Source organism: Pseudomonas sp. SMSB3, assembly GCF_052041965.1.
In the GTDB taxonomy this organism is placed as follows: domain Bacteria; phylum Pseudomonadota; class Gammaproteobacteria; order Pseudomonadales; family Pseudomonadaceae; genus Aquipseudomonas.
Window position 1 is genome coordinate 260,799 of the sequence record NZ_JBKGGV010000008.1, and the last position, 11,705, is coordinate 272,503.

Sequence of the window (11,705 nt, forward strand, 5' to 3'; positions counted from 1 at the left end):
CCAGTAGCCGGGGTGGATCGGCTATGCTTGCGCAGCGCAAGGAATGTGAAACCGGCTCGGGACTCATGGATATCAAGTTCACCAATCGCCTGTCCTACAAGCAAGCCCGGTTGACAGTCCTGGTAGGCTTCATCCTGGGAACATTGCTCAGTCTCATCCAGATCGGCATCGATTATGCCAGTGAAGACGCATCCATCAACCGCGAAGTGCAGGCACTGCTGCAAATCAGCCACAACCCGGCATCGCGGATCGCCTACAACATCGACTCGGAACTGGCGCTGGAGCTGACCCGAGGCTTGCTCGAATCGCCGGCGATCATCCACGCGCGCCTGATCGACAACAACGACACGGTGCTCGCCGATGTCGAGCGTCCGCGCCTGCAGGACCGCCTGCGTCCCTTGAGCGACTTTCTGTTCGGCCAGGAGCGCCAGTTCAAGGAACGCCTGTACCTGACCCACATGCCCGAGGAATACCTCGGCACCTTGTACCTGGATGTCGACACCTACGCATTTGGCGGGCGTTTTCTCAACCGTGCCGGCGTCACCCTGCTCAATGGTTTCGCCCGCAGCCTGGTGCTGACCGGCATACTGCTCGCGCTGTTCTACATGATGCTGACCAAGCCGCTGGTGACGGTGATCGGCGCCCTGACCGGACGCGACCCGCGCCAGCCCGGGCAAACCCGTGTCGACTGCCCCCCAGGCCACGAACTGGACGAGATCGGCGTACTGGTCAAGGTGGCCAACCAGCAATTCGTCAGCATGGCGACCGAAATCCAGCAGCGGCGTAATGCCGAGAACCGTCTGACGCAATACCTCAACGAACTCGAAGACATCGTCTCGGCGCGCACCGAGCAGCTCAAGGCCAGCAACAGCCGCCTGAGCCAGTCCAACCAGGAACTGGAAGAGGCGCGCCAACGCGCGCTCGACATGGCCCAGGCGCGCGCTGCGTTCCTGGCCAACATGAGCCACGAAATCCGCACCCCGCTCAACGGCATGCTGGGCATGATCGCCCTGGCGCTGGACAGCCCCATGGCCGGCGAACAGCGCCAGCAGCTGGCGATTGCCCATGACTCGGGCAAAGTGCTGGTGGAATTGCTCAACGATATCCTCGACCTGTCCAAGTTCGATGCCGGGCAGCTGGAGCTCGAGCGCATCCCCTTCGACCTGGGCGCGATGGTCGAAGACACCGCCAATCTGCTTTCGCAAAACGCCGCGCAAAGTGTCGAGCTCACCTGCCTGATCGCAGATGGCTTCCCAAGCTCGGTGCTAGGTGACCCCATGCGGGTGCGCCAGGTGATCAGTAACCTGCTGTCCAACGCACTGAAATTCACCCGCTTCGGCCGCGTTGACGTGCGCCTGACCCAGATCGTTGGCGGGGTTCGCCTGGAGGTGCGCGACACCGGCATCGGTATCCCGGTGGACGCCCAGACGCGCATCTTTCAACCCTTCACCCAGGCCGGTGCCGGCATCTCCCGGCAATACGGCGGTACGGGCCTGGGCCTGGCGCTCACCCGCAACCTGTGCCAGGCCATGCAGGGACGCCTGCACATCGAGTCCGAGACGGGCTTTGGCAGTCGCTTCAGCGCCGAGCTGCCGCTGACTGCCCATACCGAGGCCTTGGCAGCGCCAGCCCTCAAAGGCAAGGTCGTGGCCATCAGCGACGCTGGCAGCGGCCTGAGCGAGCTGCTGCAGGCCCTGCTGCCGACCTGGGGGCTGGACTATCAGCGGCATGACAGCAGCGCCGCGCTGCCTGCCGCCATCGACTTGTTGATCACCGACGATCTCGAGCATCTGTTCCAACTGCGCCCGGCCCTCGAGGCGCCGATCCTGCTTGTGACGGCCTACGGCAACTTCCTGACCAGCGAGCAATCGGCGCAATTGGCCCCGCTGCACCAACTGGCCCGCCCGCTGGCACGCAATGCGCTCTATCAAACCCTGCGCCGCACCCTTCAGGGCCATGCGCCGGAACATCCACTGGCGACCCCTCCGCCAGGCTCCGCCGCAGGGCGCGCGCGCATCCTTCTGGTCGAAGACAACCCGGTCAACCAATTGGTCGCCAAGGGCATGCTGGCCAAGCTCGGCTGCCAGGTGCAGGTGGCCACCCAGGGTCTGGAGGCGCTGGACTGGCTGGAGCGCGAGGACTTCGACCTGGTGCTGATGGACTGCAACATGCCGGTCATGGACGGCTACGAGGCCAGCCGACGCATTCGCCAGAGCGGGCGCTGGTCGGACCTGCCCATCGTCGCCCTGACTGCCAACGCCATGCCCGAGGAGCGCGAGCGCTGCCGCGCCGCGGGTATGAGCGACTACCTGGCCAAGCCTTTTCGCCGCGAAGAGCTGCTGGCGCTGATCGATCACTGGGTGCCGCTCAGCGGCTGAGCAGACGCTCGATGTCGGCCTCCAAGGCCTGCGGTTTGGTCGTTGGCGCATAACGCGTGACCTGGCCGCTGGCAGGGTCGATCAGGAACTTGGTGAAATTCCACTTGATTCGCTGGGTACCCAACAGGCCAGGAGCGCGCTGCTTGAGCGCGGCGAACAAGGGATGCGCGCCGGGTCCGTTGACCTCGACCTTGCGAAACAGCGGAAAGCTCACGCCGAAATTACGCTCGCAGAATTGCGCGATCTCGCGCGTATCGCCCGGCTCCTGCTTGCCAAACTGGTTGCACGGAAAGCCGAGCACTACCAAGCCTCGTTCGCGGTAGTGCTGCCATAGCTGCTCCAGACCCTTGTACTGCGGTGTGAAACCGCATTGGCTGGCGGTGTTGACCACCAGCAGTGCCTTGGCGGGGAAGTCACCGAGTTTCTTCGGCTCGCCGCCGAGGGTCATGCAGGTGATGTCCAGCATCGTTTCAGCCATCATTGCGCTCCGTCGCGGGGCTTGAAGTCCAGGCACACCGAATTGATGCAGTAGCGCAGGCCGGTCGGCGGCGGGCCATCGGGAAAGACATGGCCCAGGTGCGCATCGCACTGGGCGCAGGTGACCTCGGTACGGATCATGCCGTGGGAGGTGTCGCGGATCTCGATCATCGCGCCCTCTTCGATCGGCGCGTAGAAGCTAGGCCAGCCGCAGCCGGCGTCGAATTTGGTGCGGGCGTCGAACAGCGGCAGTTCGCAGCAGATGCAGTGATAGATGCCGTCACGCCGTTCGCTGTTGTACTTGCCGCTGAAGGGCCGCTCGGTCCCCTTCAGCCGACACACCTGGTACTGCTCGGGGTCGAGCATCTCGCGCCATTGTTCCAGTGTCTTGTCGATCTTTTGCATGAGTAAACCTCGGCAGGCTGAATTTCACCTCGCGCCGGCTTTTCCCTGGCGCGGGTGGCACGTATATTAGTTGGCTTGGTGTGCAAGGCCTCAAGTCTGGCACCCGCTTTCTGCCCTTTCAAACCTTTCGACCAAAGGGCGGCGCGTATTCTCAATCGGGATCCCATCATGCAGTTCAGCAAATCGAACAAGCTCGCCAATGTCTGCTACGACATTCGCGGCCCAGTGCTCAAGCACGCCAAACGCCTGGAAGAGGAAGGCCATCGCATCCTCAAGCTGAACATCGGCAACCCGGCGCCGTTTGGCTTCGAGGCGCCCGACGAGATTCTCCAGGATGTGATCCGCAACTTGCCGACCGCCCAGGGCTACAGCGACTCCAAGGGCTTGTTCAGCGCGCGCAAGGCGGTCATGCAGTATTGCCAGCAAAAAGAGATCGAAGGCGTCACCATCGAGGACATCTACCTCGGCAATGGTGTTTCCGAGCTGATCGTCATGTCGATGCAGGCGCTGCTCAACAACGGCGACGAAGTGCTGATTCCAGCCCCTGACTACCCGCTGTGGACCGCCGCCGTGAGCCTGGCCGGGGGCAAGCCGGTGCATTACCTGTGCGACGAGCAGGCCGACTGGTTCCCGGACCTGGCCGACATCAAGGCCAAGATCACCCCCAATACCAAGGCACTGGTGATCATCAATCCGAACAACCCTACCGGCGCCGTGTATTCCAAGGAACTGCTGCGGGGCATGTTGGAGCTGGCGCGTCAGCACAACCTGGTGGTGTTCTCCGATGAGATCTACGACAAGATCCTCTATGACGAAGCCGTGCACATCAGCACCGCCTCGCTGGCACCCGATCTGCTGTGCCTGACCTTCAATGGGCTGTCCAAGTCCTACCGAGTGGCAGGTTTCCGCTCCGGTTGGCTGATCATCTCCGGGCCCAAGCACCATGCCCAGAGCTACATCGAAGGCATAGACATGCTGGCCAACATGCGCCTGTGCGCCAACGTGCCGGCCCAGCACGCGATCCAGACCGCGCTGGGCGGCTACCAGAGCATCAATGACCTGGTGCTGCCACCCGGGCGCCTGCTCGAACAGCGCAACCGCACCTATGAATTGCTCAACGACATTCCAGGGGTCAGCTGCGTCAAGCCGATGGGCGCCTTGTACGCCTTCCCGCGGATCGACCCAAAGGTCTGCCCGATTCTCAACGACGAGAAATTCGCCCTCGACTTGCTGTTGTCGGAGAAACTGCTGATCGTCCAGGGCACAGCGTTCAACTGGCCGTGGCCGGACCACTTCCGCGTGGTCACCTTGCCACGGGTGGATGATCTCGAGGCGGCGATCGGGCGGATCGGGAATTTCCTGCGCACCTATTCGCAATAAGCATCGGCGCACTGGCGCCGGTCGACCTGCACGCCGGGGCTGTAAAATGGCCCCTGCGTTCGCACCGGATGATTCTTACATCCTGCAACGCTCTACCTCACAGCCCGCGTCGAATGCTCTGCCATAATGCGCCGTACACAGTTTGAAATAGTCGCCCGATTGAATCGGCGCGGCCGGCACCTTATATACCCCGCAGTACGCAACGACTTATCCGTCAGGAGAACGTAACAACCATGATGCGCATTCTGTTGTTTGTAGCCACCAACCTCGCGGTGGTGCTGGTTGCAAGCATTACCCTGAGCCTGTTCGGCTTCAACGGGTTCATGGCCGCCAATGGGGTTGACCTTAACCTCAGCAGCCTGCTGGTCTTCTGCGCGGTGTTCGGCTTCGCAGGTTCTCTGGTTTCGCTGTTCATCTCCAAGTGGATGGCGAAGATGAGCACCGGCACCCAGATCATCACCCAGCCGCGCACTCGCCACGAGCAGTGGCTGCTGCAGACGGTCGAAGAGCTGTCCCGCGAAGCCGGCATCAAAATGCCCGAGGTGGGTATCTTCCCCGCCTACGAGGCCAACGCCTTCGCCACCGGCTGGAACCGTAACGACGCCCTGGTCGCCGTGTCCCAGGGCCTGCTGGAGCGCTTCTCGCCCGATGAGGTGCGCGCAGTATTGGCCCACGAGATCGGCCATGTGGCCAACGGCGACATGGTCACCCTGGCGCTGGTGCAGGGCGTGGTCAACACCTTCGTGATGTTCTTCGCCCGCATCATCGGCAATTTCGTCGACAAGGTGATCTTCAAGAACGAAGAAGGCCAAGGTATCGCCTACTACGTGGCGACCATCGTCGCCGAGCTGATCCTGGGTATCCTTGCCAGCATGATCGTCATGTGGTTCTCGCGCCGCCGCGAGTATCGCGCCGACGAAGCCGGTGCGCGATTGGCCGGCACCCAGGCCATGATCGGCGCCCTGCAACGCCTGCGTGTCGAACAAGGCCTGCCGGTGCACATGCCGGATACCATGAAGGCCTTCGGCATCAACGGTGGCCTCAAGCAAGGCCTGGCCGGCCTGCTGATGAGCCACCCGCCACTGGAAGAACGTATCGAAGCGCTGCGCCGTCGCGGTTGATCCGCTGGCTATGGCAAGGGCGACTGCGGTCGCCCTTTTTTGTGCCTGCTTAGCGGCCTATCTGATAGACCCGCTCGAGCAAGCTCGCCACACCGGCCTGGACAAACTTGGGGCTGTGCTCGATCAGCTCGACCGCGTCCAACGCCTCCACCTGCCAGCCGGCAAAGCCTTGGCGAACTTCTTGCTCATTGACCGAGAACGGCGGCCCTGGCAGGCGTGACTGCGGGTACTCCAACGTCACCACGATGCCCTGGCACTGCTCCGGCAACACCGCGCAGAGCTGCCGCAGGTAGGCACTGCGCATCGGCGGCGGCAGGGCTATCAGGGCGGCACGGTCGTATAAACCCACGCAATCGCTGGTGTCTTGTGGCTGCAGGGCGAAGAAATCACCACACCAGATCTCAAGCCCGGCAGTGCGCCAGATCTCGAAGGCGCCTTGCTGGCGCACCTCAGCCTCAAGGCCGTGTTCGGTAAAGAAATCTGCCACTGCCTGCCGGGACAGCTCGACGCCGAGCACGTTATGCCCCTGCCCGGCCAACCAGGCCAGGTCGAGACTCTTGCCACACAATGGCACCAGCACTCGGCTTGCCGCCGGCAATTGCAGCTGCGGCCAATAGCGCTTCAGGTACGGGTTCACCTCGGCTTGATGAAAACCAATCTGCTGGTTGGCCCATCGCTGCTGCCAGAACGCTGGCTCCATGATCACTCCCAGTTATTCGATGATTTCAGGGCAAAAGTTGGTTTGGATTTCGATTGATGCTTGATCGAAGATGAACGCATCTTAACCTTCAGGAACCGATCATGCTGCCTAGTCTGTTCATCTCCCACGGCTCGCCCATGCTTGCCTTGCAACCCGGCGCCAGCGGGCCTGCCTTGAAAACCCTGGCCGCTACCCTGCCGCGACCCGCTGCAATCGTGGTGGTTTCAGCTCACTGGGAAAGCGATGAGCTGCAGGTATCGAGTGCCGCACAACCGCAAACCTGGCACGATTTCCGCGGCTTTCCACCGGCGCTGTATGCGGTCAATTACCCCGCCCCGGGCGCCCCGGCCCTGGCCAGCCGGATCGCCGACCTGCTGCAAGCTCGCCTGAACGCGCAACGCCCGTTCGACCACGGTACCTGGGTGCCCTTGTCGTTGATGTACCCCGACGCAGATATTCCGGTCGTTCAGGTCTCGTTACCCAGCCGTCTGGGGCCAGCCATGCAGTTGCAAGTCGGGCAAACATTGGCAGCGCTGCGAGCGCAAGGCGTGCTGCTGATCGGTTCTGGCAGCATCACCCACAACTTGGGCGAGCTGGACTGGCAGGCCGGGCCTGAGGTAATCGAGCCCTGGGCGCTGACGTTCCGGGACTGGGTGGTAGAGCGGTTGCAGGCAAATGACCAGGCGGCGCTGCTGGATTACCGCAAGCAGGCGCCGTTTGCAGCGCGCAATCATCCCAGCGATGAACATCTGCTGCCGCTGTTCTTTGCCCTCGGGGCTGGGGATAGGTTCGGGATTGTGCACCAGGGCTTTACCCTCGGGGCTCTGGGGATGGACATCTACCGGTTCGACTGAACATTACCGGTGGCGCTTGGCGCCCCCTCGCGAGCACAGGCAAAAAAAATCCCCAGCCTGGGCCGGGGACTTTTTTATCGCGTAGGGATCAATCTTCGCGATAACGGCGCAGCTTCAGTTGCTTGCCGGCAACGCGAGTATCCTTGAGCTTGGACAGCAGCTTCTCGAGGCCATCTTCAGGCAGCTCGATCAGGCTGAAGCTGTCGCGCACCTGGATGCGACCGATGGCATCACGGGCCAGGCCACCTTCGTTGAGGATCGCGCCCAGCAGGTTCTTGGCGGCGATGCCATCACGGGCGCCCAGGGCGGTACGGCAACGCACACGGCCTTCAGCCAGTGGCAGCGGCGCGCGGCGCTCGCGGTCGCCACGGTCACCACGGTCGCTGCGCTCACCACGCTCGGTACGCTCGCCACGCGGGGCGAAGCTAGGCACCAACGGCTGCTCACGCTCTACCGCAGCCAGGTCCAGCGCTTGGCCGTTGGTAGCCTTGCGCAGCAGGGCCGAGGCCAGTGCGCGTGCGCTGCAACCCAAGTCCGCAGTCAGGCGATCGAACAGTTCACCGTGGGTGGCTTCGGCTTCGGCGACCAATGGCGCGAGGCTGTTGGTCAGCTTCTTGATGCGCGCATCCAGCACCGCTTGGGCGTTCGGCAGACGGGCTTCGGCAACCTTCTGCCCAGTGACGCGCTCGATGACTTGCAGCATGCGACGCTCACGCGGAGTGACCAGCAGCAGCGCGCGGCCATCGCGGCCGGCACGGCCAGTACGGCCGATACGGTGCACGTAGGACTCTGGGTCGTACGGCATGTCGACGTTGAACACGTGGGTGATGCGCGGCACGTCCAGACCACGGGCAGCGACGTCGGTGGCGACGACGATGTCCAGGCGACCGTCCTTGAGCGAGTCGATGACGCGCTCACGCTGGTTCTGGGCGATGTCGCCGTTCAGCGCGGCCGCCTTGTAGCCCTTGGCTTCCAGTGCGGCGGCCAGGTCCAGCGTGGCTTGCTTGGTGCGCACGAAGGCGATCAGGGCGTCGAATTCCTCGACTTCCAGCAGACGCAGCACAGCTGGAATCTTCTGGTCGGCGTGGACCATCAGGTGTGCCTGGTCGATTGCGGTGACGGTCTGGGTCTTGCTCTGGATCTTGACGTGCTTGGGTTCGCGCAGGTGACGCTCGGCGATCGAACGGATCGACGACGGCAGGGTGGCGGAGAACAGCACGGTCTGACGGCTGGCCGGGATGGCATCGAAGATGACTTCGAGGTCGTCCATGAAGCCCAGCTTGAGCATTTCGTCGGCTTCGTCCAGCACCAGGTACTGCACGGTCGACAGGACTTTTTCGTCACGACGCAGGTGGTCGCACAGACGGCCAGGAGTGGCGACGACGATTTGCGCGCCGTTGCGAATGGCACGCAGCTGTGGGCCCATCGGGGCACCACCGTAGACGGCCACGACATTAACGCCCGGCATCTGCTTGGCGTAAGTTTCGAAAGCGGTAGCGACTTGCAGCGCCAACTCACGGGTTGGCGCCAGGATCAGGGCTTGCGGTTCGCGCTTGCTCACATCGATCTTGTTGAGGATCGGCAGGGCGAAGGCAGCGGTCTTGCCGGTGCCAGTCTGCGCCTGGCCGATCATGTCGTGACCGGCGAGGATGATCGGGATCGATTGTTGCTGAATGGCGGACGGCTCTTCGTAGCCGGTCGCCAGAACGGCAGCAACAATGTTCGGATTAAGATCGAGAGCGGCGAAGCCGCCGGTTTCCTGGGTCATGGGTCTGCCTCTATGTGCATCCGCAAAGACCCATGCTCCAAAGCTGCACATGCCTTGAAAGACCGGAACGGTCACCCAGGCAGCTTTGGCGGCGGGGATTTGCGAAAACGATTGAAAAAGAAAACGTGGGAAAGGTCCGCCTAGCGGACGTGCAGCCGAAGCTGGACTCGGGGGATTTGCACCACCTGATTTTTGAGGTCCGCTAAAAGACCGGCGCGTACTATACCCGAATTAATGCAGGGGCGTGAGGAAATTTTTCTGTCCAGGCGGCCAGCATCAAGCCATCTCGCGCTTGTAGCTGAATCGGTTTACCTGCCCACCATGAAGCGACCCTCAGCGCTCAGGCTTTCAGGTGGCGGGACGTATCTCGCGGATCAGCCCTTCCAGGCTATAGCCCAGACGCGGCGCCAGCGCCTGGGCCCGCGCGCGCAGGCCCTCGAGGTCGAGCTGCTGCTCGAGGTCCGCAGGTACGAGCAGGATCACATTGCCCTCCTTCACCGGCAGCTCCCAGTAATGGCGGTGATACAGCCCACGCAACAGCGCCGCCCCGAGCGGCTTGCCGTCATCGTTCGCCCACTGGTTGATCACCAGCCAGCCACCGGGGTTGAGCTGGCGCTGGCAGCCCTGCAGGAAATTCCACGCCAGGTGCCCTACCCCCGGACCATGGTCGGTGTACAGGTCGACGAACAGCAGGTCGGCGGGTTCGGCCGTCGGCAGCAACTCGAGGGCATCACCGATGCGCACGTACAGGCGCGGATCGTCGTCCAGGCCCATATAGTCCATGGCCAGGCGCGGCACATCGGCGCGCAACTCGATGGCTTCAATGTCTTCGAGTGGCAGGAATTTCATGCACGCCTGGGTCAGCGTGCCCGCGCCCAATCCTAGAAACAGCGCGCTCTCTGGTTGCGCATGGCACAGGGCACCGACCAGCATGGCGCGGGTGTAGTCATATTCCAGCCAACTGGGGTCGGCGGTGAACACGCAGCTTTGCTCGATGGCATCGCCGAATTCAAGGAAGCGGTAATCCTCGACCTCATACACGCTGATGACGCCAAAGGCGTCCTCGACCCGGGCCAACAGCTTCTCTTCCCGCTGCGTCGTCATCGACCTGCATCCACTTGGGCAAAACGCGCATTGTCCGCCAACACCTCGGATGCAACAAGCGCGGCGGCAGCTGATACCATGACCATCAGCCTAAACCTACATTACCGAGCCTGTGATGAACCGACCGTGGAGCCCTGACAGCTGGCGTGCCCTGCCGATCCAGCAGCAACCGACCTACCCTGACGCTGCGCACCTGCGCAAGGTCGAGCAGACCTTGGCGAGCTATCCGCCGCTGGTGTTCGCGGGCGAGGCGCGCGAGCTGCGCCGACAGTTCGCCGAGGTCACCGAGGGCCGGGCATTTCTGCTGCAGGGCGGCGACTGTGCCGAGAGCTTTGCCGAATTTTCGGCAGCGAAAATCCGCGACACCTTCAAGGTGCTGTTGCAGATGGCGATTGTCATGACCTTCGCCGCTGGCTGTCCGGTGGTGAAGGTCGGGCGCATGGCGGGGCAATTCGCCAAGCCGCGCTCATCCGGTAACGAGACCCTGGGTAATGTCACGTTGCCGGCCTACCGCGGCGACATCGTCAATGGCATCGGTTTCGATGAAAAGAGCCGGGTGCCGGACCCTGAGCGTCTGCTGCAGGCTTACCACCAGGCCACGGCCAGTCTGAACCTGCTGCGTGCCTTCGCCCAGGGTGGTTTCGCCGACCTGCATCAGGTGCACAAATGGAACCTGGACTTCATCGCCAACTCGGCGCTGGCCGACAAGTACCACCAGTTGGCCAATCGCATCGACGAAACCCTGGCATTCATGCGCGCCTGTGGCCTGGACAGTGCGCCGCAATTGCGCGAAACCAGTTTCTTCACCGCCCATGAGGCACTGTTGCTGAATTACGAAGAGGCGTTCGTGCGTCAGGACAGCCTGACTGGCGATTACTACGACTGTTCAGCGCACATGCTGTGGATTGGCGACCGCACGCGCCAGCTCGAGGGCGCGCATGTGGAGTTTCTGCGCGGGGTGCACAATCCGATCGGTGTCAAAGTGGGGCCGAGCATGAATCCGGAGGAGTTGATCCGGCTGATCGACACGCTCAATCCAGCGAACGATCCGGGGCGGCTGAATCTGATCGTGCGGATGGGGGCGGGTAAGGTTGGCGCGCATCTGCCGGGGTTGATCCGCACGGTCGAGCGCGAGGGGCGCAAGGTGCTGTGGAGTTCCGATCCGATGCACGGCAATACGATCAAGGCGAGCAGCGGGTACAAGACGCGGGACTTTGCGCAGATTCTCGATGAGGTGAAGCAGTTCTTCCAAGTGCATCAGGCTGAGGGCAGCCATGCGGGGGGGATTCATATCGAGATGACCGGGCAGAATGTGACGGAATGTATTGGCGGGGCGCGGCCGATTACTGAAGATGGGTTGTCGGACCGGTACCATACTCACTGCGATCCGCGGATGAACGCCGATCAATCGCTTGAGTTGGCGTTTTTGATTGCCGAGACATTGAAGCAAGTTCGGCGATAAGTGGTTGGCTTCCAATAGACAGGGATAAATCTTCATAAGCCCTATCTTTGCCATTG

9 protein-coding genes and 1 pseudogene are annotated in these 11,705 nt (G+C 62.4%); 5 read left to right on the forward strand and 5 right to left on the reverse strand.

Going from position 1 to position 11,705, the window contains the following annotated elements; all coding sequences use genetic code 11:
- The first annotated feature begins 23 nt into the window (after positions 1-23).
- Positions 24-2,378, forward strand: a complete 2,355-nt coding sequence (locus tag ACLEJW_RS15420; RefSeq protein ID WP_313302756.1) for a hybrid sensor histidine kinase/response regulator — start codon at positions 24-26, stop codon at positions 2,376-2,378.
- On the opposite strand, the gene ACLEJW_RS15425 is transcribed toward ACLEJW_RS15420, so the two are convergent.
- Entirely contained in the window at positions 2,368-2,856 is a 489-nt protein-coding gene (locus ACLEJW_RS15425; protein ID WP_145193054.1) for a glutathione peroxidase, read from the reverse strand. The two genes, ACLEJW_RS15420 and ACLEJW_RS15425, sit on opposite strands and share 11 nt — an antisense overlap.
- On the reverse strand, positions 2,856-3,260 hold the full coding sequence (gene msrB, locus ACLEJW_RS15430; RefSeq protein ID WP_313302761.1) for a peptide-methionine (R)-S-oxide reductase MsrB: 405 nt from the start codon (positions 3,258-3,260) through the stop codon (positions 2,856-2,858). Before msrB ends, ACLEJW_RS15425 begins: the two co-directional genes overlap by 1 nt.
- Positions 3,261-3,428: 168 nt before the next feature.
- On the opposite strand from msrB, the gene ACLEJW_RS15435 reads away from it, so the two are divergent.
- Positions 3,429-4,640: a pyridoxal phosphate-dependent aminotransferase gene (locus tag ACLEJW_RS15435; protein ID WP_313302764.1), complete on the forward strand. Its 1,212-nt coding sequence runs from the start codon at positions 3,429-3,431 to the stop codon at positions 4,638-4,640.
- A 233-nt stretch (positions 4,641-4,873) separates the two neighbouring features.
- Complete coding sequence (htpX, locus tag ACLEJW_RS15440; protein ID WP_145193049.1) at positions 4,874-5,761, forward strand: protease HtpX; 888 nt, start codon at positions 4,874-4,876, stop codon at positions 5,759-5,761.
- A 49-nt stretch (positions 5,762-5,810) separates the two neighbouring features.
- Here htpX and ACLEJW_RS15445 read toward each other — a convergent pair whose 3' ends face one another.
- Positions 5,811-6,461, reverse strand: coding sequence for a thiopurine S-methyltransferase (locus tag ACLEJW_RS15445; protein WP_313302768.1), 651 nt, complete (start codon positions 6,459-6,461; stop codon positions 5,811-5,813).
- A gap of 101 nt (positions 6,462-6,562) precedes the next feature.
- On the opposite strand from ACLEJW_RS15445, the gene ACLEJW_RS15450 reads away from it, so the two are divergent.
- Positions 6,563-7,315: a DODA-type extradiol aromatic ring-opening family dioxygenase gene (locus ACLEJW_RS15450; RefSeq protein ID WP_313458885.1), complete on the forward strand. Its 753-nt coding sequence runs from the start codon at positions 6,563-6,565 to the stop codon at positions 7,313-7,315.
- Between the two features lie 88 nt (positions 7,316-7,403).
- On the opposite strand, the pseudogene ACLEJW_RS15455 reads toward ACLEJW_RS15450, so the two are convergent.
- A pseudogene (locus ACLEJW_RS15455) lies at positions 7,404-9,117 on the reverse strand (DEAD/DEAH box helicase).
- Between the two features lie 314 nt (positions 9,118-9,431).
- The gene (locus ACLEJW_RS15460; protein ID WP_313302773.1) at positions 9,432-10,187 is read right to left on the reverse strand and encodes a spermidine synthase; all 756 of its coding nucleotides are present in this window, start codon (positions 10,185-10,187) and stop codon (positions 9,432-9,434) included.
- 115 nt (positions 10,188-10,302) lie between these two features.
- Between ACLEJW_RS15460 and ACLEJW_RS15465 the strand changes: the two genes are divergently transcribed.
- Positions 10,303-11,649 (forward strand): class II 3-deoxy-7-phosphoheptulonate synthase, encoded by a 1,347-nt coding sequence (locus ACLEJW_RS15465; RefSeq protein ID WP_440777847.1) that lies wholly within the window; start codon positions 10,303-10,305, stop codon positions 11,647-11,649.
- Positions 11,650-11,705 lie beyond the last annotated feature (56 nt).